Source organism: Nocardia speluncae NBRC 108251 (assembly GCF_001613245.1).
Lineage (GTDB): Bacteria > Actinomycetota > Actinomycetes > Mycobacteriales > Mycobacteriaceae > Nocardia > Nocardia speluncae.
The window spans coordinates 1-21,108 of record NZ_BDBZ01000012.1 but is presented as its reverse complement, the minus strand read 5'-3'; the positions used below and the strand labels follow the sequence as shown (position 1 = coordinate 21,108).

At 65.0% G+C, this 21,108-nt stretch carries 16 protein-coding genes; 7 read left to right on the top strand and 9 right to left on the bottom strand.

Features of this window, described 5'->3' with window-relative positions; genetic code table 11:
• Positions 1 to 86 precede the first annotated feature (86 nt).
• From NS6_RS13330 to NS6_RS13320, 3 genes are all read left to right on the top strand, one after another.
• A complete protein-coding gene (locus NS6_RS13330) occupies positions 87 to 1,181 on the top strand; it encodes a DUF7373 family lipoprotein (RefSeq protein ID WP_068041191.1) in 1,095 nt (364 codons plus the stop codon).
• A gap of 122 nt (positions 1,182 to 1,303) precedes the next feature.
• Positions 1,304 to 2,866 carry a serine/threonine-protein kinase gene (locus NS6_RS13325; RefSeq protein ID WP_068041189.1) on the top strand — a complete coding sequence of 521 codons (1,563 nt, stop codon included), beginning with the start codon at positions 1,304 to 1,306 and terminating at the stop codon, positions 2,864 to 2,866.
• 21 nt (positions 2,867 to 2,887) lie between these two features.
• Positions 2,888 to 4,054: a DUF7373 family lipoprotein gene (locus NS6_RS13320; protein ID WP_443093654.1), complete on the top strand. Its 1,167-nt coding sequence runs from the start codon at positions 2,888 to 2,890 to the stop codon at positions 4,052 to 4,054.
• A gap of 61 nt (positions 4,055 to 4,115) precedes the next feature.
• Here NS6_RS13320 and NS6_RS13315 read toward each other — a convergent pair whose 3' ends face one another.
• From NS6_RS13315 to eccCa, 4 genes are all read right to left on the bottom strand, one after another.
• A complete protein-coding gene (locus tag NS6_RS13315) occupies positions 4,116 to 4,421 on the bottom strand; it encodes a WXG100 family type VII secretion target (protein WP_068041184.1) in 306 nt (101 codons plus the stop codon).
• Positions 4,422 to 4,453: 32 nt separating this feature from the next.
• Positions 4,454 to 4,789, bottom strand: a complete 336-nt coding sequence (locus NS6_RS13310; RefSeq protein ID WP_068041177.1) for a WXG100 family type VII secretion target — start codon at positions 4,787 to 4,789, stop codon at positions 4,454 to 4,456.
• A 130-nt stretch (positions 4,790 to 4,919) separates the two neighbouring features.
• Positions 4,920 to 6,362 (bottom strand): type VII secretion-associated protein, encoded by a 1,443-nt coding sequence (locus NS6_RS13305; RefSeq protein ID WP_068041171.1) that lies wholly within the window; start codon positions 6,360 to 6,362, stop codon positions 4,920 to 4,922.
• Positions 6,362 to 10,393 carry a type VII secretion protein EccCa gene (gene eccCa, locus NS6_RS13300; protein ID WP_068041169.1) on the bottom strand — a complete coding sequence of 1,344 codons (4,032 nt, stop codon included), beginning with the start codon at positions 10,391 to 10,393 and terminating at the stop codon, positions 6,362 to 6,364. The genes NS6_RS13305 and eccCa overlap by 1 nt, the downstream gene beginning before the upstream one ends.
• A gap of 196 nt (positions 10,394 to 10,589) precedes the next feature.
• On the opposite strand from eccCa, the gene eccD reads away from it, so the two are divergent.
• Entirely contained in the window at positions 10,590 to 12,032 is a 1,443-nt protein-coding gene (gene eccD, locus NS6_RS13295; RefSeq protein WP_210747417.1) for a type VII secretion integral membrane protein EccD, read from the top strand.
• Positions 12,029 to 13,435 (top strand): type VII secretion-associated serine protease mycosin, encoded by a 1,407-nt coding sequence (gene mycP / locus NS6_RS13290; RefSeq protein ID WP_068041162.1) that lies wholly within the window; start codon positions 12,029 to 12,031, stop codon positions 13,433 to 13,435. The genes eccD and mycP overlap by 4 nt, the downstream gene beginning before the upstream one ends.
• Positions 13,436 to 13,727: 292 nt before the next feature.
• Here the strand turns inward: mycP and eccB are convergent, their stop codons facing one another.
• Positions 13,728 to 15,194, bottom strand: coding sequence for a type VII secretion protein EccB (eccB, locus tag NS6_RS13280; protein ID WP_084471022.1), 1,467 nt, complete (start codon positions 15,192 to 15,194; stop codon positions 13,728 to 13,730).
• A 112-nt stretch (positions 15,195 to 15,306) separates the two neighbouring features.
• Between eccB and eccE the strand changes: the two genes are divergently transcribed.
• A complete protein-coding gene (gene eccE / locus NS6_RS13275; protein ID WP_084471021.1) occupies positions 15,307 to 16,989 on the top strand; it encodes a type VII secretion protein EccE in 1,683 nt (560 codons plus the stop codon).
• A gap of 174 nt (positions 16,990 to 17,163) precedes the next feature.
• Here the strand turns inward: eccE and NS6_RS13270 are convergent, their stop codons facing one another.
• Positions 17,164 to 17,724, bottom strand: coding sequence for an NADPH-dependent FMN reductase (locus NS6_RS13270; protein WP_068041580.1), 561 nt, complete (start codon positions 17,722 to 17,724; stop codon positions 17,164 to 17,166).
• A gap of 35 nt (positions 17,725 to 17,759) precedes the next feature.
• Positions 17,760 to 18,569 (bottom strand): S-methyl-5'-thioadenosine phosphorylase, encoded by an 810-nt coding sequence (locus tag NS6_RS13265; RefSeq protein ID WP_068041155.1) that lies wholly within the window; start codon positions 18,567 to 18,569, stop codon positions 17,760 to 17,762.
• A 119-nt stretch (positions 18,570 to 18,688) separates the two neighbouring features.
• Between NS6_RS13265 and NS6_RS13260 the strand changes: the two genes are divergently transcribed.
• Positions 18,689 to 19,033, top strand: coding sequence for a metal-sensitive transcriptional regulator (locus NS6_RS13260; RefSeq protein ID WP_068041153.1), 345 nt, complete (start codon positions 18,689 to 18,691; stop codon positions 19,031 to 19,033).
• Between the two features lie 108 nt (positions 19,034 to 19,141).
• On the opposite strand, the gene NS6_RS13255 is transcribed toward NS6_RS13260, so the two are convergent.
• Together NS6_RS13255 and truA are read right to left on the bottom strand one after the other, a co-directional pair.
• Entirely contained in the window at positions 19,142 to 19,969 is an 828-nt protein-coding gene (locus NS6_RS13255; protein WP_068041151.1) for an LLM class F420-dependent oxidoreductase, read from the bottom strand.
• A 108-nt stretch (positions 19,970 to 20,077) separates the two neighbouring features.
• The gene (gene truA / locus NS6_RS13250; protein WP_068041577.1) at positions 20,078 to 20,890 is read right to left on the bottom strand and encodes a tRNA pseudouridine(38-40) synthase TruA; all 813 of its coding nucleotides are present in this window, start codon (positions 20,888 to 20,890) and stop codon (positions 20,078 to 20,080) included.
• Positions 20,891 to 21,108 lie beyond the last annotated feature (218 nt).

The following is a 21,108-nucleotide window of genomic DNA, read 5'->3' as shown; positions in this document are numbered from 1 at the left end:
GCCTGACGGCAGCGTTGATCACTGTTCTTGCCGCCGGGACGTCAACCGCCTGCTCGCAGGAGATTTCCGGATATCCCGGCCCCGGAATGAGTCCCGTCGACCTGGCCGCGCTGGATTACGGCACCTTCCCCACCGAACCGACTCCCTTCGAGATCAAAGTCAGCACCGACGTGGACATATACGCTCTCGAGTCACGCAGAATGCTGGATTTCTTGATCTCGCCCTACACCGTGGATCCCGAACTCCGCTATCTTCGAGAGACATCGATCCTACGTTCGGGAACAGATACGTTGAACGATCTGACACCCGAAGAATTCGTCCCCATCGCGGACAAGAACTTTTTCGTTTCGGGCGTGGCGACGGGCCGGTCGAACAACAGCCTTCGAACATTCAAGGACACCGTTGTCGGTCTCATGCGATTCGGCACCGATGCTTATGCTCGCACAGCGGCAGCCGAATTCAACGCCTTTACCGAGTCCAAGACTCCCAGCCGACGGAAGGTCGAGCTGGCCGGGTACACGGATACCTACGCCGGTGTCTCACCCGATCAGGAGAGAGCACAGCTCTACGCTGCCCATGGCCCGTATGTCATCGTTGCGGCAATCCAGGCGCCGGCGACCGAAATAGACAAGACACGTGAACACCTGAAAAGGATTCTGGACCTACAGTCCGCCGCCTTGAACGACGTCACCCCGACTCTTCCCGATGAGATGCTGGACCTACCCACCAATCCGGACGGCATCGTGAACCTGGCGCTGCCCAGCGAGTACCAGAGCGGCGTTGCGTATGACGATTCCGGCGCCTTCTCCGCGGCAGCCCACACCCACTGGGAGTACGACGCAGCGGCAATCCCGGACTACAACGCGTACGGCGTCGATCTGGTCGCCCGGAACAACGCGATCGTCTACCGAACGGCGGGCGTTTCCCAGGCATTTGCCCTGCAAAACGTACTCACCCGACCGAGCAAGTACGACAAGGAGTTCGACGGCCCTCCCGGACTGGCAGATGCTCGTTGCGTCCACCGCGACGAGACCAGCCCCCTGTTCGAGCCCTACTACTGCGTTGTGGTCTATGACCGCTACGTCGCACTGGTCGATGACATGGGCTTCGGGGATCTCCCGTCACCGGAACTCTTTCAGTCGACGTCCGCGCAATACGCAATCTTGGCCGGCAGTAGGTAACCGGCATGGCAGCGAGCATCGACGTCGCCGTGCTGTGCGGCAAACCATGGGGCAGGATCGTTTCGACGATGCCCGAGAGAACGATTGCTCACTTTCGGGCGGTCGAACCACAGGAGGTATAGATGGCGTTACCGCCCGGGGCCGTTATCGGTGGCTACCGCATCGTGCGCGTACTCGGCAGTGGCGGTATGGGTTCGGTGTATCTGGGACAACATCCGAGCCTACCCCGTCAGGACGCGATCAAGGTTCTCAGCGAGGAACTGTCCCGCGATCCGGAGTTCCGCGCCCGCTTCGAACGGGAGGCCAACCTCACCGCCGGCCTGGACCATGCCAATATCGTCTCGGTATACAACCGTGGCGAGGAAGACGGCCGGCTATGGATCGCGATGCAATACGTGCCCGGTGCCGATGCCGCCGACGAGGCACGCCAGGGCCCCGCTTTCATGCCACCGCAACGATCGATGCACATCATCGCCGAGGTCGGCAAAGGTCTCGATTACGCACACCGCCGCGGCTTGCTCCATCGGGATATCAAACCGGCCAACTTCCTGCTCTCCCGCTCCGCGGAGGACGAACAGGAGCGAGTGTTGTTGACCGATTTCGGCGTGGCCAAATCTGTGGACGACAACCAAGATCTCACTGCGACAGGCAAGTTCATGGCCACCGTGGCCTACGCCTCTCCAGAGCAGTTACTGGGTCAGCCGCTCGATCACCGCTCCGACATCTACAGCCTCGGCTGCTCGTTCTATCGGTTGCTCACCGGCCAGAACCCTTTTCCTTCTACGGTGCCGGCCGTGGTCATGATGGGCCACCTGAACGAACCGCCGCCGTCCATCTCGTCGGTGCGCCGAGACCTGCCCTCTACCCTGGACCATGTCTTCACCAAGGTCCTCGCGAAGGATCCCGCCGACCGGTACAACACCAGCCGTGAGTTCGTATACGACGCGCAGGTAGCACTTTTCGGACAAGCCATGTACCCGGCTCCGGGCGGGGGTGATACAACCTCACACTCCGGCTATCCGACTACGGGCGGCCCGTACACCAGCGGATTCCCCAGCGTTCCGAATTTCCCCCGAAATCAGGAATCCATTGCCACGCAACCGCGAGAGTCGTACACAGACCGCAGTCCCCAGTCGCCGGCCGCCGGGAAGCGGCGGAGGGCGTTCGCCTTCGCCGCAGTCGCTGTTGTCGCTGTTCTCGGCGCCGTCGGCGTTGTCTTCGCAGTATCGAGCGGTGATTCCGGAAGCTCGAGTGGAGTAGACCTGGCCGAGGTACGCTCCGAACACCCCCAGTTTGCGGGTAAGACCGTGGCGGCCTTCAATTACGGGAATTCCATATTCTCCGTGGCGCTCGACGGTTCCCCACAAGCAAACTTCCTGCGTGATATCGGATTCCGTTACAGCGACCGATATCTTCCGGTCAAGAACGAAAAATCTCCCCGCGATCTATCACTGGCCTCGTTCACCCTTCCTCAACCTCTTGATTTGATCGTAGTTTCCCGATCCGACAACAGCGCGGGGAACGGCGGCCTGGGCGGATTACCCGACGATTTTCTGACTTCGTCGGCAAAAATTGTGGTCATCGACGATATAAATGCCGTGCAGGGTTTTCAGGTGTGGACCGATCAGTCACCAGCCGCAATGGTAGATAAACTCGTTCCAGCCATCGCGAACGTCGTCGATTGACGCAAAAAAGAGGGGGATATCATGCATTGGCCCAACAGAATTTCGGCAGCAATAGCCGTACTCGTAACAGCCGTGACAGCTGGATGCGGGCAGGAACCCGAAACCGGACCGGCTGTGGATATATCAGCACTACAGCCAGGTAATTACAGGACTACCCCACGGGAAGTCGACGAGGTACGGAAGCCGGAGAATATAGACGCCCAGGAAGCGCTTCGATTAGCGAAATTCGTGCCATTGATAATGGAAACCGAACCGAAGCTCACATTCCGCCGCATAGTCGATCAGCAAAATCTATTCACGCAGCTCAACCCTCCACAATTCACCGAAAATTTCACAGTAGAAGTCCCTGGCTTTGTTGCAGGCTGGAAGACCAGAGGGCAGCGTAGGGAAGATGAACTGCACGGGAGAGCCGTAACGCTCACAGTCCTGCGGTATTCGACTCCCGAACAAGCGACCCATGCCGCGAACTATCTCACCGATCACTATCTGAATGGGCGATACCCACCGAAGGGCCCGACCTCTATCCCCGACCATCCCAGTGCAAGAGCGTATATCGGCAAGTACGACGGGATCAACGCCTGGGTTTCCCAGGGTGAATACATGGTTGAGATCGAAGTTGGGCCTGGGGTCGACATACCGCCCGATCCAGCCCCGCTGGCAAACACCGCAAAATCTGTCTTGGATAAACAATTCGCGAGCCTGGAGGGCTATCGGCCGACACCTGTCGATATGCTCGACGATCTCCCAGTCGATCATGAGGAGATAATTCGATACACGCTGCCCGCCGGCGAGAAGATCCCCGAGGTGGCGATCGGCCCGGACGTTGCACTCCACCTCACCGAACGTCCCGATCTGACAAAACGGGCTTTCCAAGACGCCGGTGTGGATCTTCTCTCCCTGGCCGACGGTGACGCCGACGTCACCGTTTACCGGACGAGTGATCCGGCAGCAGCAGACCGCTTGAAAGCCTTTTTCATCTCACAATTGGAACCTGAGCTCGAACCTGTCGATTCCCCACCCGGGTTGCCGACTGCGAGCTGTGTCGAAAACCCAGAGGAAACTCAGTCATTGGCCTGCTATTTCAGCAACGGCCGCTATGTGGCCTACATCAAGGACGCCATACAGATACAGGAATTGCATCAGAAGACCGCGGCGCAGTACCTACTCTTGAACGAGGCACCACAGTAACGATAAAGTCCTGTGCCCCAAGCGGTTGGACTCGGGGCACAGGACTATCGGGTGGATAACGTCACATCCACTTCGCGGCATTCTGCGCATCAGTCGTCGCCATATCAATGGCGCCGTCCTCGACTACCTTCGCGATAGCCTCGATAATGGGCAGAAGTCCAGAGTTGTCAGCGGGATTCTCGATGGCATTGTTCCATCGCGTCTGCTTATCGAGGTACGCCTGCTGGGCACCGGACTCCCATTGGGCAACCAGGCCGTTGACATATCCCAGCAACTCTTGGTGCGTCTCGGACAAGCGACCCTTCGCAGCGCGAAGGTCACCCGACATCGCGATCAGCTGGTCCTTCGAATAATTCACCTTCGACATGGAGATTCCTTAAGTCTGATGTGGCGGCTGGGTCAGATATTCAGGCTGGAAGCGGGGGCACCGAGGTCACCGGAGGCGCCCGCAGAGTTCAGGGCAGCCAGGTTGGCCTCTTCCTGCGCATCGTAGCCCCGCCCGTTCTCCCGGATCTGGACGGCGATCTCCGCAAGCACGCTGTTCAACTGCTGTGCCTTCTGGTCGTAATCCCCCATGATCCTGACGAAGGCAGCAGCAGCGGCGCCTTCCCACACGCCTTGAGAACCGGCGACAATGTCACGGACCCTGCCGATCTCGGACTGGATCTGCGAGTTCACAGTCTCGACGTGCTTGGCAGCAGTCTCCATTGCGGCCAAATCGGCAACTACCGACATGATTCCTCCTCGTTACGAGTTCGGATCCGGACCCCCTGCGTCCGCAAACGGTCCGAACTTGCCTTCATGATGATTGGACGGAGAGACCGCCCAATCGGTTCCAACGAATTTTGGAAAAATCCCGACCGGGTCATCGGACGATGTCCAGCGAGGATGCGAGGTCTTCACAGATAGGTGTAATCGAGTCCTGCCCCCCTGTCTGATACTGGCATCCGATACTGATCTGGATGCTGTGCTCGACGATAACATGCCAGTCAACGGTGGATCCGCCCTCCGGATGCTCGGAATAAACCAGTCCGGAGCGGCCGCCGAAGACCACATCGCGGCGGATCGGAGAGTACAAACCCGTTGCGGCTGCTGCCCTTTTGGCCTCGAGATCGGCGGCGACCTGTTCGTAGCCGGCGCCGGGGATCAGCAACTGTTCCTGGATAACCGTGATGCGAGCCTTCAGCCCCTCGGTGGGCTCCAGTACGACGCGGTCGGTGGATGCAGTGGCGGGGTCGATCACCCGCCAGTTGTCGGGGATGGTGAACGTCACGGGACCCACGGTCATGGATCCGGAGCCGGATTCGGGATCTTCCGAATCCGAAGGGGCGGCGGGGGTACCGGTGGTCGTCGGGGTGGAGGCGACCGCCTCGGGATCTCCTGCGGTGGATATCCCGAGGAGGACCCCACCGGCTACCAGGACCGCGAGCGCCGTTACCGCCGCGGCGCCGATGTAGAGCGGGGTCTTCGAGCGGGGCGGCCTGGTGGCAGCGGCTCGTTCACGCAGTGGTTGCAGCCATTCGGCGTCGCCGGCGGCCGGTGGGAGGCTGGGCCGCTGATCGATGGGATCGGTATTACGAGCCCGGACCAGGTCGGCGCCGCCGAGGACCAGTAGCTCGGCGCGGCACAGTTCGGCGATCACCTCGGCTACGAGGGCGAGGAAATCTGCGTCCGTCCGGCCGACGATAACCACGGAATCGACCTGGCAGCCGTGGATCAGGCGTTCGATCATCGAACGGAAGGAGGTGCGGCCCCGCTCGTCGGCACTGATCTCGACAGCGGCCAGAAGTGGTTCGTGCTCACAGAATTCGAGTCGCGGTCCGCTGTCACTCGGCACCACCGTCGATGCGGTGGTCGACAACGGGCCGAATTCCAGAACTACGGTGCGCACGTCCCGGATCCGTTGCGTGGCGATCACGGCACGCAGGGCCGCCGGCTGCAATTCCACCTGTCCGGCATGACGGGTGGCCGCGGAATGCAGGACAGCAAGCCGGTACGGATCCCATTCGCTGGGGTGCACGACCGTCAAACGCTCGCAGGGTGAATTGATACGCAGTTGGGTGAGGGTGTGGCCGAATACGGTGGCCAGCGCGTCCACCGGTTTCGGCATACCGGGGTCGTAGGCGATGCGGTCGGCAGTGATGAGCTGCGCCGGCGATACCGCGATGGACGGCGGTGCCAGCGGCTCGCCGACTACGAGAGTACGACCGTCGCTGCCCGGTACGACCGAAGGCACCAAGTCGGCGTGGGTGTTCGCACTCCATGCCCACAACCGGGTTTCGGTCAGCGCAATCTCGACGGCGGGCATTACAGGCCCGGCATCCACGAAGTCTGGATGAGCTCGGCGCCGGACCGGCCGGCCATGGTCCCCCGGCCCGGAGGCATAGCGCTCGGGCGGACATTGCCCATCAGGTTGCCTTCTTCCCGGCTACCACTCATGACCAGGCCGGGCGTGGCCAGATCCCGCATTCGCGAGATCACCGCTTCGTACATGGCCCGGCCCGCGCCGCCGGAACGCCGCGCGATGATCAGATGCAGGCCGATGTCCTTGGCGTGGGCGAGGTAGTCCACGATCTGCGCGATCGGGTTGCCGGCGGAGCCACTGGACACCAGGTCGTAGTCGTCGACGACAACATAGAGGTCGGGGCCGGTCCACCAGGAACGGTCCCGCAATTCCTGCGGCGTGATATTCGGGCCGGGCAGACGCGTCTGCAAGAGTCCCGCGAGGTCGCGCATATTGGTCTTGAGCCCCTCGGAACCGGTCGCGTAGGCGGCCAGCCTTTCCTGCGGGAAAGCACCCAGCATGGTGCGGCGGAAATCGACCAGGATGAGCGCGGCCTGATTCTGCTCGTTGGATTCGATGATCCCGCTGACAATGTTGCGCAGCAGGGTCGACTTCCCGCATTCGGTGTCGCCGAAGATGAGGAAGTGTGGATTCTCGTCGAAGTTGAGGAATACCGGGGCCAGCTCGGATTCGTTGATACCGATCGGGATAGCGGCATTGCGCCGGTCCGGCGAGCCCTGCCAAGGACCGATGGCGCGCACGAACTGCTCGCGATCGAGCTGTTCGGGCAACATCCGGACCTGAGGAGCGGGCCGGCCAGGGGTCGCCTGCTGCAGGCGGGCGACGGCGTCGGCGACACCGCGGCTGATGTCTTCCGGATCGGACGAACCGTCGACCCGCGGAAGCGCGGTGATCATATGCAGGCTCTCCGGAGTCATACCGCGTCCAGGGCGACCCTGCGGTACCAGCGCGGCAACCTTGCGGCCGAATTCGGAGTCGGCGGGATCACCGAGGCGTAGTTCGAGACGGGTGCCGATCTGGTCCTTGAGCTGGGGGCGCGCCTCCATCCAGCGGGACAGGGTGATCACCACGTGCACGCCGTAGGAGAGGCCCTGCACGGCGAGGTTCATGACGGCCTGTTCGAGGGGCTCGAAGTCCTGGCGGATGGAGCCGTAGCCGTCGATCACCAGGAAGGCATCGCCGAAAGGGTCCTCGTGGGCGCCGGCCGCAGCCTGGCTGGCGGCCGGGTCGCCGGCACGCAAGCGGCGGAATTCCGACATCGATTCGATGCCGAGCTGGCGGAACCTCAGTTCGCGGTTGCGCACGATGGTGGTCATCTCCGCGACCGTGCGGCGGACTTTGTCCTGGTCCAGGCGGCCCGCGACCGAACCGACATGAGGCAGGCCCTCGAGGCTCGCGAGGGTGCCGCCACCGAAGTCGAGGCAGTAGAACTGCACCTGTTCGGCGGTGTGGGTCATCGACATCGACATGACCAGTGAACGCAGCATCGTCGATTTGCCGGACTGCGGGCCACCGACCACGGCGACGTTGCCGCGGGCGCCGGACAGATCCACGACCAGTGGGTCACGCCGCTGGTCGTAGGGACGATCGACGATGCCGATGGGTGCGCGCAGGCTTGCGACAGCGTTGTATTCGCCGGTGAGGATCGAATGCTCGTTGAGCTGGTCGAGCGGCGGGGCAGCGTCCAGCGGCGGCAACCAGATCGCGTGCGCGGGGCGGCCGTGCCCGCTGATCCGGGCGGCGATCATGCCCAGGTTGGAGATCTGTTCGCCGTCCTCGACCAGGGGCTCCGGTTCGTCTATCGGTTCGGGAGCCAGCGGAACACGGTCCGCGGCACGGAATTCGACGTGTTTGGCCAGGAACGGCCGCGCGGTGATATCGATTTCACCGGCACTGGTGGCGGCCGAGATATCGCGTTGCGGACCGCCGCCCACATACGGGCCCGAAACGTAGGAGGCCTGGAAGCGCTGGATCTCGCCCGAATCGGATTTCAGATAACCGCCACCGGGGACGCCGGGCAGGTTGTAGGCGTCGGGAACACCCAGAACCTGGCGGGATTCATTGGCGGAGAAGGTTTTCAGGCCGATCCGGTAGGAGAGGTGGGATTCGAGACCCTTGAGCTTGCCTTCTTCCAGCCGCTGGGAGGCGAGGAGGAGGTGCACATGCAGCGAGCGGCCCAGGCGGCCGATCATCACGAACAGTTCCGCGAAATCCGGGTGCTGGGTGAGCAGTTCGGAGAATTCGTCGAGCACTACGAACAGCGCGGGCAGCGGGTCCAGGTCGGCGCCGGCGGCACGGGCTTTTTCGTAGTCGGTGACGTTGGCGAAGTTACCGGCCCGGCGCAATTCTTCCTGCCGGCGGTTCATCTCACCGGCCAGGGCGTCTCGCATACGGTCGACGAGGTCGGCCTCTTCTTCGAGGTTGGTGATAACGGCCGCGACATGTGGGACCTGGTCGAGGCCGAGGAAGGTCGCACCACCCTTGAAGTCGACCAGGACCAGGTTCAGCTGATCCGGCGAGTGGGTGGCGAGCAGGCTCAGCACCAGGGTGCGCAGGAACTCCGATTTACCGGAACCGGTGGCACCGATGCACAGGCCGTGCGGGCCCATACCGGATTCTGCGGCTTCCTTGATATCGAGAACGACCGGCAGACCGTCGGCGCCGACACCGAACGGCACCCGCAGTCGTTCCCGGCCGTAGCGGGGACGCCAGGCACTCTCCGGGTTGAAGGAGCCCAGGTCGCCGAGGCCCATGAGCTGGGCCCAGGTGTTGATGGTTTCGCCCTCGGTCACCTCGACATCGCTGCTGCGCTGGGTCGCGGCCCGGTAGGGGGCCAGCCGGCGGGCCACCTGCTGGGCCTGCTCCGGGCCGAGCCGGTCGATCAACGCGAAACGTTCCTGGTTACCGGTGGCACCGCGACCCAGGCATTCGCCGTTGCGGATGGTGAGGGCGATCCCGCGAGATACAGCCAGCCGCGGAGCGTAGCCGCAGAGGTCGATGACGGTGACGCCTTCGTATCCGGCCTCGCGCAGCTGATCGTCCTCGGCTTCGAGCAGGCCGCCGTCCACCAGGACCACCACATGCACCATGGCGGAGTTGGTGGGCTGGTTACGGGAGTAGCGGACGCGATTGGAGAGGATCGGCGCCAAGCCGGCCATCATCTCCCGGATCGACCCGTAGAACATGCGCTGGCTGCCGATACCGTCCTGGGCATCCGGATGCTGGGTATGCGGCAGCCATTTGGTCCACTCCCATTCCGCACTGGTGTCGGGCCCGCAGACCACCGCGGTGAGCACCTGGTCGGGGCCGTGGAACATGGCCAGCTGGACCAGCATCGCGCGCACCATATCGCGGGCCTGGACACGGTCGCCGTCGAGCGCGATCGTCGCGAACCCCTTCACCGCGACCGCGGTCGGTAGATCCGGGACGGTGGAATGGGCTCGGACGAAACGACGCAGCGATACCGCGGCGATGGGTTCGAGTTCCTCCACCGGGCCGGTCTCCGGCGCCACCAGGCGGGTGGCCAGCCGCTGGCCGCCGATCCCGATGCGCACATGGCAGAAGTCCTTGTCGCTGGGACGGCGTTCCCACATCCGGGAGGTACCCGCAAGCATCCAGACAAGACCGGGTTCGGGATGGCTCCATTCGACCGCGGAACGCTGCTCGGTCGCGGTCACGTCGACATCTTTACGAACCTGGTCCAGGTAACGCAGGTAATCCTTGCGGTCCTCGTTGGCCTCGGCCGCCTTGGCGCCCTTGCCGTTGCCCTGACCGGCGAACATGCCGATCATCGAGACCATCATCATCATCGGGAACATCAGCGACATCGGGTTGGACGCGATACCGCCGCCCTGCGTGAACATCAACGCCATCATCCCGACCATGCCGATGATCATCACCACCGGCATCAGCTTCATCAGCAGGTTTCCGGGGGTTACCCGGGGAATCTCGGGGGGCGGTTGCAGTGTCACTTCGCCACCCGGGGTCCGTGGAACCTCCCGGCGCGCACGCCGCTGAAACCGAACCGTGGTCATCGAGCGAGATCCCCCTTGTGGCAATGCGATGTTCGGGCTCAGTGTAGAGGCAGGCGCGAACATGTCGTACAGTTCGACCTGCATTCTGCTGGCCGCAACGTGGGCACGCAACCCGCGCCATCTGCTGGGAGAATGTGAAAACAGCAGGGTAGCGAACGAACTTGGGGGAAGCGTGACGCATGCGCGACTCGATCATATGGAGGAAGATTCCTCGCGGGGTATAGTCCGCGCACCGGATCTCACCAGGGTCACCATTCTGGCCAAACACACACAGGTCGATATGGCCATCCCGGTAGATGTGCCCGTGGCCCTGGTCATTCCCAGCGTCGTCGATATGGTCGCTGCGCACAGCCGCACCAATGAGTTCGACAATCAGGGCGAACGGTACGAACCCGCCGATTGGGTTCTGGCGCGGATCGGTCAGCCGCCCCTGTCGAACTCGCTGAGCCTGGGCGAGCAGGGCATCCGCGACGGCGAGTTGCTGATGTTGGAGAGCTCCGCGAATACCGCGCCCACTCCCCTGTTCGACGACATCATGTACAACGTCGCCGTCGCCGACGCCGAACATTTCCGCGGCTGGAATCCCGGAACCGCGCGGACCACCGGCTCGGTCCTGGCCGTTCTCGCCATGCTGGCGGGTTGCACGGGCCTGCTGGCCGCGCCCGATGCGATGCCCGGCTGGATCACCGGCACGATCGCGCTGGGCGTGACCGTACTGCTGGTGGTGGCGACGATGATCCTGAGCCGCGTCTACGGGGATCCGAAGACCGCGCTGGTACTCGGCGGATGCGCACTACCACTGGCCTTCACCGGCGGCATGCTCATCGTCCCGGACCACTACGGCTGGGCACATCTGCTACTCGGGTCCACGCTGTTCGGGGCCACCGCGATCCTGGCCTGGCGGGTAACCGGTGTCGGGCTCGGGCTGTTCATCGGCGCCGGCACCGTCGCGATCTTCCTGGTGCCCTCGGCGTTGGTCGGCCTGCTCACCGCGCAGCGGCTCGAAGCGGTCGGCGCAGTGGTGGCGGCCGTAGGACTGGGCGCCCTCTCGCTGGCCCCGCGTATCTCGATGATGCTGGCGAAACTACCGCTGCCGCCGGTTCCGGCCCCGGGCACCCCCATCGATCCCAGCGAGGACGATCCCGACGACCATCGCGCCCTGCCCACCCTCAACATTTTGCATGCGAAATCCATGCGGGCGCGCACCTATCTGAACGGACTGGTCACCGCGACCGCACTGGTCACGGTGGTCGGCGCGCTGGTGGCCACCGATCCCGACTACGGCGGCTTCTACTGGCAGGGCATCGCCCTCGCACTCGTCTGCGCGGCGGTTCTCATGTTCCGCAGCCGCACCTACGCCGGCGCGGAACAGGCCGTTGTCCTGATCGTCGCCGGTGCCGCGATTCTGCTGGTAATGCTCACGGCCATGGCGTTCGTGGCCGATCTGCCGATGGCGGCATTCGGGGCGGCGCTGGTGATGGTGATCGCGGCCCTGATCCTCGGCATCATCGTCCCCAACCAGTCGGCGACACCGCCGATGCGGCGCGCGGCCGAACTGATCGAATACGGGTTCGTGGCCGCGGTGCTGCCGCTCGTATTCTGGGTGGCCGACTTCTACTCCCTCGTCCGCGGACTGTGAGCCGGGGGATCCGCACCGCGGCCGTGGCCGCGGTTCTGGGGGTGGGCGCATCGCTGGGGTTCGCGCAACCGATGGCCTACGCCGATCGACCGCCGGCGGTCGATCCGGGTCAGGCGCCCTCCGGTGATCCGGCGAAACCGAGCGAACCGACCGAACGCAAGGCCAATGCCCCGTGCACCAGCACGGTCGCCGGCGGCGAGGGCCCCACAGTGCCCGCCGCGCAGGCGGCCCTGGACCTCCCGCACGCGTGGCAGTTCTCCAAAGGGGAAGGCCAGGTCGTCGCGGTGATCGATACCGGCGTCGCCCGGCATCCGCGACTGCCGGGCTTACGCGCCGGCGGTGATTTCGTGGCCAACAGCGGCGACGGCACCGAGGACTGTGATGCGCACGGCACCTTGGTGGCCGGCATCATCGGGGCGAGTCAAGTTCCGGGGCAAGGTTTTTCCGGCGTGGCACCCGCGTCGACCATTCTCGCGATTCGCCAGACGAGCGATAAGTACGTGAAGGCGGGCAGTAACGCCACCAAATCACCCGAGGACCTCTCCAAAGAGGGATACGGCAATGTCGCGACCATGGCGCAGGCCATCCGCCGCGCCGCGGATATGGGCGCCACGGTTATCAACATCTCCGAAGTCGCCTGTAGTTCCAGCCCGATCTCCGACGGATCGCTGGGCGCGGCACTGCACTACGCGGTGCATACGAAGAACGCCGTAGTCGTCACCTCCGCGGGCAACACCGACAACGACAACTGCAAGGGCAACACCAACATTCTGGACCCGCTCGACCCCGCCGCGGATCCGTGGAGCAATACAACCGTCAACGTCACGCCGGCCCGCTATGACGACCTGGCGCTCTCGGTCGGCTCCATCGGCGCCGGCGGCGCGCCCTCCGAATTCACTGTTCCCGGACCGTGGTTGAGCGTCGCCGCACCCGGCGAGAACATCGTGTCACTGGATGCGGTCGGGACCGGGGTCATCAACGGCACCGTCGGCGGCCAGGGCCAGCAAAGCATCAACGGAACGAGTTTCGCTGCTCCCTATGTTTCCGGTGTGGTCGCACTCGTCCGCTCACGATTCCCGGAGCTTTCGGCCGTGGATGTGATGAAACGAATCCAGGCCACCGCGCACGCACCGGCCGAAGGCTGGAATCCGTATGTGGGTTACGGCGCGATCGACCCTGTCGCCGCCCTGACCAACGAGGTCACCGACGAACTCCGCCCCAAGCAGCCGAATCCACCGATGAACAAACAACTGGCGATACCCGCACCACCGGATCCACCGGACCACACGGCCCGCAATGTGGCACTGATCGGCAGCGGGATCATCGGCGGCAGCTTGATCATCGGCTACCTGGCGTCATTCCCCACGCGGCGCCGGTTCGGAGTCGGCGAAGACGACGCCTGAGGTCGCTTCCGGCGCGCACAGTGGCGACCATCGGCGCCGGAGCGCGGGCACCACAGGCCCTCGTACTGCCGAGCCTCACGCTCGAGATCAGCTGCTGTACCAGCGAATTCAGCGAGACGGCGATGCTCTCCATTTCGCCACATTCTCGCGTTCGGTCCCGCAAAGAACCTGCCGGACTCGGTGCCGCCGGACACGTTCGGTTCAGCGTGGCCGAACTGGACAGGGCGCGCTCGATCAGGCGGGTGGGTGCGCGACCAGCTCGCCAGGCGTTTCCGAGGACCTGGAACGCGGACTATTTCGTCGAAGCGACCGGCTGATCCGCCGGCTCCGGATCCGGTGCGACACCGTCGTGCGCGACCATCGCTTCTTCGCGGCCCAAGGTCGGCCCCGACGCCAGCAGTCCCACAATCGGCCAAGGGGCGGGTTCGGCCTTTTCCGGCATACCGAGCCCCTTCGCGGCGTCGGCGTTCTTGATCCCGAACCGCACACCGGTGTCGGCGATGTAGAAGATGCTGTCCTTACGCCTGCTGTCCGGCTCGATACCGGTGGTCTGGACGTAGGCGCCCGTGCCCGGAGCAATATAGGTGGAGTCGACGTTCTGGCCCGAGCCGTCGGCCTGCGCGAGCGGAACCAGTTTGGCGTCGTCCTTCATCGGCAAGCTCACTCCGGTGATCAGCTGCAGTTCGGCGCGGGTGCCGGTGTTCTCACCCGCCTCCGGGATCGGTTGCCAGGACAAGCAGCTCACCGGCCGGTCCACTGCCTCGAGGATGCTCGGTGCCGTCGCCGGGTAGGTCTGGATCTGAAGGGCCGAGGAGACAGCGGCGCGGGTGCGCTGGGCCTGGTCGATGATGAAATTGCTGGAGGTCTGCGGGTTGGCGTTGCGGATGATGTCCGCGGTCAGCGGCGAGACCTGCTGCAAACCGTCGGCGAGCACCGCATAGAACTCCTGCGAGGTGCCCACCTGCACCACCTCACCGATCCGGTGGTCGCCGATCTCGTAATCGGGAACACCGCCGGGATCGGCGATCGGCGGGGCGATGAGCGGCAGCACCTCGGGGATCGCGTTGATCAGGCCCTCACTCACCGGACGCGGGGTGGCACCGGTGATATTCAGCGCGTCGGTGACCGGGCGATCGTTCATATCGACCCGGGCGCGTTTGTTGTCGTACACCAGGTAGGTGTGCTTCTCCCCCTGCACCAGAAGCGATTTCCCGGGCTCCATGGCCGAGGCCTTCGCCCCCAGTTCGAGGCCACCCGCAAGCACGGAAGTCGTCCGGTCCTGGCTGCCGTCGTTCCTCAGCTCGTCACAGATCGTCCACTGGCGGCCTTTGCCTTCGGAGTCGAAGTGGATCGAGCCGGGCGCGCCGGGAATACCGATCAGCGGACCGCGCGACTTCTTGCCGACCTCTGATTCCTTGACGATCACTGCCTTCGGTGCGTCACCGGCGGCCAGCCGGGCCGAGGCCAGATTCAGCGCCGGATGCACCACATCGTTGAGAACTACGTAGACGGCACCGGATTCCTTACCGATCAGGATCTTGTTGTCGCCGACCTTGTCCTGCGGGCGGAGCAGCGCCAGCACACCGCACCCCGCCAGCACCACAACGGCCAGGACCAGACCCACCACATAGGCACGCACCTGGGAACGCATGGGATCGTGCAACATTCGCACGTCGCGTCGCACCAGCGCATGCTCCATCCGGCGAACCAGAAAATTGTAGCCGCTGATCTGCCACCGAGTTGTGGGCTTTGAAGGCATCGTCTTCCCCCGAACTGTGCTCGTGCTCGCGGAACACAGTACAGTTCCCGGGGACGTAGTTCAGCTCGGCCGCCCGATAACCGGCCGAAACCGGGTACCTGGGGGACTCTTTATGGCCGTGCCAGCCACCGCGGGACGCAGGCGCAACCTGCTGTTCGGACGTATTTCGATGCCGAACCTACTCATCGCACAGGTGCTCGCGCTCAGCGCGGCGACCGTCGTGCTGCTGTTGGGGCCGGGCCCGTGGATCGCGCTGGGCGTCGCGGTGGTCACCGCGCTGATTCCGTTGATCCCGATCGGCCGCCGGGTACTGCTGGATTGGATCGCCACCTGGTGGAACTATCGCGCGCACCGGGAGTACCGGATCGGCGACAGCGATGATTTCCGTGGCCCGGACGACCGGTCGCTCGGCCTGTATTGGGACGAGAGCCGGGTTGTCGCCGTCGTCGAGGTGCTGCCCCCGCCCGGTGGGTTGACCCGGATCGACCGCACCGCGGTCCACGCGTCGCATCTGCTGCCGATGGCCGAACTCGCGACCTGCCTCGCCCAGCACGACATCCTGCTCAGCGGTATCGACATCATCAGCCACGGCCACCGCAGCCGCTCCGGCACACCGGCGGGCGCCATCTACGAATCGCTGCTGGGCCCGCTGCCCGCCACGGCGCATCGCACCGTCTGGCTGGCGATCGGCTTCGATATGGTCGACTGTCCCGGCGCAGCGTCCCGGCGTGGCGGTGGCGACGAAGGAGCCGCGCGGTCGGTGACCATCGCAACCCAGCGGATCGTGCGCACGCTGGAAGATGCGGGCTGCGCGTCGCGTCTGCTGACCGCCTCGGAGATCCGGTCGGCCGTGCGGCAGATCATCCAGGGTGCCGATGCACGCGATCTCACGCATCGGTGGCGTTACACCGAACTCGGCAACAGCGTGAACATCGGTGCGGCGATCGACCCGAAACAGCTCGGGTCGGAGATCCTCTCGCAGTTGTGGGTCACGGAATCGCGAGGTACCACGGTGGCAGTGCGGTTGCGTCCGGGCACGACCGCGGACACCGTCCATGTGGGGGCGGCTTGGCGGTCGACGCTGCGGGAGATGCCGGAGAAGACGAAATCGAAGGGCATGGTGTCGGTGAACGGCCGCCATCGTGACAGCCTGCTCGCGCATCTGCCGATCGGTATCCCCGATCTGGAAGATGTGATGCCGACCGCCGAATACCCCGTCGAGGTCCTGGACGCGCTCGCCCTGCCGTCGTCGGGGTGCGGCCAGTTGATCGGCTCGGACGACGAGGGTAACGGTGTGGCGCTGCGCATCATCGGTGCCGGTATCTCCGCGGTGTATGTCGCCGGCGAGTTGTACCTGGCCCAGCAGCTGGTCTTCCGCGCGCTGGCCGTCGGGGAGCGGATCCTGGTCCGTACGAACCGGCCGCATGCCTGGCATCAGCTGATCGAGACGATCGGGAACCCGGATCGCCTGATGCTGGCGGTGGAAACCCACCAGTCGGACGCCGGGTTCACCGCGACCGTCGTCGACGGTGTCATGGCGCCCGCCCCGCACGCCGGTATCACCACGATCTACGTCACCGGCGACCCGATGGGCTGGCCCGCCACCAAACCGGATCTGTCGATCCAGCAGCCCGGCGCGCTGGGCAGCCGGGTGGTTCTCCGCACCGCGACCACCCAGATCCCGCTGAACCTGGTTTCGATCCCCCGCGAGCACACCTATATCGGCGAACCCCGTACCCGGCCGCCGGCGGACCGGCCCCGGCCGGCCCCCGCACGCCAGCCGCAGCGTCGCTGAGGAAACCGAGTCCGCCGGGAGTGCAGTCGAGCGGTCGGTTCGCCGCCCCGAGGTAAGGGGGCGGAACCGCGCATTCGATTGCATGGGTGAGGGCCAGTGGCCAGGCACCGCTTCCACACACGCCGGGCGCCGAAACACCGCCCCGTATCGAATCGACCTACTCGTACCGCGGTTTCACCCCGGATACGGGTCGCTCGCCCTGGCCGCGGCCAGGGCGCTTCCCATCCAGGCCAGCTGGGAGAGCATACGGTCGGCAGCGTCTATGGCGGCGCCGTTCCCGGTACTACCGTCGGCATCGAACTGTGTGCGGGCGCGGTGAAAGCTCACCGTCTCACGGACGGAGACCAGGTGGACTTCCGCCACGACCTGTCGGAGCTGTTCTACGGCCCGCAGACCGCCCGACAGGCCACCGTAGGAGACGAATCCGATCGGTTTGGCCCGCCATTCGTGCTTGGCGCTGTCCAGCGCGGTTTTCAGCGACGCCGGGTAGCCGTGGTTGTACTCCGAGGTCACCGCGACGAAGGCGTCGGCGGCCGCGAGTCGTTGCCGGAATCGCTCGGTTTCCGCCGTTTCGGACAGGTCAGGCGGAAGCGGGGTGTGCAGGAGATCGATGACCCCGGTCTCGAATTCCGGCCGGGCGCGGGCCGTGCGGACAAACCAGTCGGCGACCACCGGCGCGAAACGTTGCGGCCGGATACTGCCGACGATCACCTCCAAGCGGAGCGGAGTGTCCACCGCACGAGGGTAGCCCGTTACCGCGCCCGCCCGGTTCACGGCAGTTCGAACGGGAGCGCGACTCCGGCATGTACCCGGCAGTGCTCGCAGGTTTCGGTATCGGCGGTGGCGGCGACGGCGTCGTGGACGAGTTTCTTGAAGGGTCCGATATTGCGTTCGAATTCGGCGAAGACATCTGTCGCCCGCACCCCGTCGCCTTCGGTGAGCCCGGCATCGAGATCCGTGACCAGGGCCAGCGCGGCGTAACACATTTCCAGCTCACGGGCGAGAACGGCTTCGGGATAACCGGTCATATTGACCAGTTCCCAGCCCTGCGCCGCATACCACCGGCTTTCGGCACGGGTGGAGAAGCGCGGGCCTTGGATCACGGCCATGGTTCCGTGCGGTTGCACGTGGACGGCGCTGTCTGCGGATTTCACCGCGACCGCACGCAGGTCGGGGCAGTACGGGTCGGCGAACGATACGTGGATGCCGTTGGCATCGAAGTAGGTCTGGGCCCGGCCGGAGGTCCGGTCGACCAGCTGGTCCGGGATCACGACGGTGCCCGGCCCCCAGTCCGGGCGGAGGCTGCCGACCGCGCACGGGGCGAAGATCCGCCGCACGCCCAGCGAACGCAGCGCCCACATATTCGCCCGGTAGGGCACCGTATGCGGGGAGTATTCGTGCCGCGTGCCGTGCCGGGGCAGGAACGCGACCGGGCGCCCCTCGACAGTGCCGACCGTTATCGGTGCGCTCGGGTCGCCGTACGGCGTGCGTACTGTCACCGGTTCCATGGCGCCGTCGAAAAAGTCGTAGAATCCGCTACCGCCGATAACCGCCAGCGCAGGCCGATCGTGGGATGTCATAGTCTCGATTCTTGCGCGCCCGGCCCGCGAACGCACGGCGGGCACCTGACAGAAGTAGCCGGTGACTGTACCCTATGGGGGTATAGACGGTCTTCCGACCGGCACAGAGGAGATACCCGGTGACTTCCGACCCCACCCCAGCCGTTACGGCCACCGACACGGCGGCCGCCGACGGACACGCACACCACGGCTACATCACGAGCAAGGAAGATTATCTGAAGCGGCTACGCCGGATCGAGGGCCAGTCGCGGGGCTTGCAGCGAATGGTCGAGGAGGAAAAGTACTGCATCGATATCCTCACGCAGGTCTCCGCGATGACCAAAGCGCTACAGGCTGTCGCGATGGGGTTGCTCGAGGACCATATAAGCCACTGTGTGGTCGATGCGGCGGTCGCCGGCGGCCCCGAGGCCGAAGCCAAGATCAAAGAAGCCACCGACGCCATCGCCCGCCTCGTCCGCTCCTGACCCTCCCCCTGCCGGTACAGAGCACCATCTCGTCTGCCTGATCGACAATGAAACGATCGTCGTCTTCGCTTGCCGACTCCACTACGGACAGCTCGGCGAACGGACTGTTCAGGGGTTCCGGGTGAGCAACGGGGCCAGGGCGCGCAGGGTGGTGAGGTAGTCCTCGCCCAGCGGCTGCAGCGCCAGGTGGTCGGCGCCTGCGTCGATATGCGCGCGGACCTGGTCGGCGACCTCTTCGGCCGACCCGTGCACGGCGAGGGCGTCCAGCAGGCGATCGCTCCCGGGCTTGGCGATATCGCCGTCGGTGTAGCCCAGCCGCCGGAGGTTGGTGGTGTAGTTGCGCAACCCGAGATACATCTCGACCACCGTGCGGCCCGTGGCCCTGGCCCGTTCCGGGTCGGTATCGACGACCAGTTTCTGCTCGGGTACCAGCAGCGCGTCACCGACTGCGGTGCGAGTCTGCTCGGTGTGCTGCGGCGTAGTGAGATAGGGCAGGGCACCTGCGGTGCGGTCGCCAGCCAGTTTCAGCACCTTGGGGCCGAGCGCGGCGAGCATACGACCGGAGACCGGCACCTTCGCGGCGTCCAGTTCGTCCAGGTACTCGACCAGTGCCTCGTACGGAGACCGGTAGGGCTTATCGGCTTCGGGGTGACCGCAGCCGATGCCGAGCACAAAGCGACCCGGGAACCGCTGCTCGATCCGGTGGAAGGATTCGGTGACCGCATCGGCCGGCGCAGTCCAGATATTGACGATGCTGGTGCCCACCTTCAGCGTTTCGGTCGCCGCGAGCAGGTCCTCCACCACCGGAAGATCGGGGGTCGGCGAACCGCCCAGCCACAGCGCCCCGTATCCGAGGCCCTCCAGCTCGGCCGCCGCTTCCGGAGTGAAGAGCTTGTAGTAGCGCCATACGCCATAACGTCCCAGATCAATCGTCATGTCTACCGCAACCTTGTCCTCGACCGGACAATTCCGCCACCGACCCTATCCCCGCGGCCCCGTCCCGTACGTTGTCCACTCCCGCCGCCGAACGAGAGACACAGCCGCCTAAGAACCCCCGCAGCAACCACCCGGAGCTATCGAGCGGGTCTCCCGGGTCTGCGCATTGCGCGCCGCTAGCTCGGATTCCGCGGGATAGTCGACCGCGATAAGGCTGAGCCCATGCGCGGGGGCCACTGTCACCGAACTCGAACGCTGCCGTTCTTCGAGTAGGCCGGCGACCCATTCCGGCGTACGCCGGCCCTCCCCTACTGCGAGGACCGCACCCACCAGGCTGCGCACCATCGACCAGCAGAATGCGTCCGCGCTCACATGAGCGTCGAGCCGGTGGCCGTCGCGTACCCACTCGTAGCGCTGCAACTCCCGGATCGTGGTGGCGCCTTCCCGGCGGCGGCAGAAGGCAGCGAAATCGTGCAGGCCGAGAAGAGCGCGGGACGCGGCACCCATCGCTTCCAGGTCGACCGGCCGGCAGCCCACCACACTGCGTGCCGACAATGGTTCGGCACCGTAGGGCGCGGTCGTGAGGCGGTAGACGTAGTGCCTGCGGATCGCCGAGAAGCGGGCGTCGAATTCGGCGGGTACCGCACGGATTCCGGTGATTCGCACGTCCCGGGGCAGGAACTTCGCCATCCGGTGGATCAGCTTGCCGGCGTCCACGTCCGCCGCGGTATCGAAGTGTGCGACCTGCCCTTCGGCGTGCACACCGGCGTCGGTCCGGCCGGCCACCGTCAGTTGCACAGGTTCTCGCAGCACCTTGCCCAGCGATTCCTCGAGCTGACCCTGCACGGTTCGCAGTCCGGGTTGCCGGGCCCAGCCGGTGAAATCGGTGCCGTCATAGGAGATATCCAGCCGGAACCGCACTGCGCCGGTGCCTGCCGCACGCTCCTCGACCGCCGGAGACCGACGGGTGGAGCCGACCGAAACCGTACCGGCGCTATCGGACACCGGCCTGTCGGCCCGGCCCGCGGCGCCCGCTCCGCCGACGGCGCCATCGCGGCGGCCGCCGACAGGGATTTGCGGGCGGGCCTGTGGTTCCGGTTCGTATTCGCTCACCAGATCATCCTCCGAAACGGGACGAG

Bases quoted from the DNA above. Each gene is read 5' to 3' on its own strand.
- NS6_RS13315 (WP_068041184.1), bottom strand. From the start codon at position 4,421: ATGTCGAAGGTGAATTATTCGAAGGACCAGCTGATCGCGATGTCGGGT.
- NS6_RS13325 (WP_068041189.1), top strand. From the start codon at position 1,304: ATGGCGTTACCGCCCGGGGCCGTTATCGGTGGCTACCGCATCGTGCGC.
- eccE (WP_084471021.1), top strand. From the start codon at position 15,307: ATGGCCGTGCCAGCCACCGCGGGACGCAGGCGCAACCTGCTGTTCGGA.
- NS6_RS13310 (WP_068041177.1), bottom strand. From the start codon at position 4,789: ATGTCGGTAGTTGCCGATTTGGCCGCAATGGAGACTGCTGCCAAGCAC.
- NS6_RS13265 (WP_068041155.1), bottom strand. From the start codon at position 18,569: ATGACATCCCACGATCGGCCTGCGCTGGCGGTTATCGGCGGTAGCGGA.
- NS6_RS13305 (WP_068041171.1), bottom strand. From the start codon at position 6,362: ATGCCCGCCGTCGAGATTGCGCTGACCGAAACCCGGTTGTGGGCATGG.
- NS6_RS13320 (WP_443093654.1), top strand. From the start codon at position 2,888: ATGCATTGGCCCAACAGAATTTCGGCAGCAATAGCCGTACTCGTAACA.
- eccCa (WP_068041169.1), bottom strand. From the start codon at position 10,393: ATGACCACGGTTCGGTTTCAGCGGCGTGCGCGCCGGGAGGTTCCACGG.
- NS6_RS13255 (WP_068041151.1), bottom strand. From the start codon at position 19,969: ATGACGATTGATCTGGGACGTTATGGCGTATGGCGCTACTACAAGCTC.
- NS6_RS13330 (WP_068041191.1), top strand. From the start codon at position 87: ATGAGTCCCGTCGACCTGGCCGCGCTGGATTACGGCACCTTCCCCACC.
- eccD (WP_210747417.1), top strand. From the start codon at position 10,590: ATGGAGGAAGATTCCTCGCGGGGTATAGTCCGCGCACCGGATCTCACC.
- eccB (WP_084471022.1), bottom strand. From the start codon at position 15,194: ATGCCTTCAAAGCCCACAACTCGGTGGCAGATCAGCGGCTACAATTTT.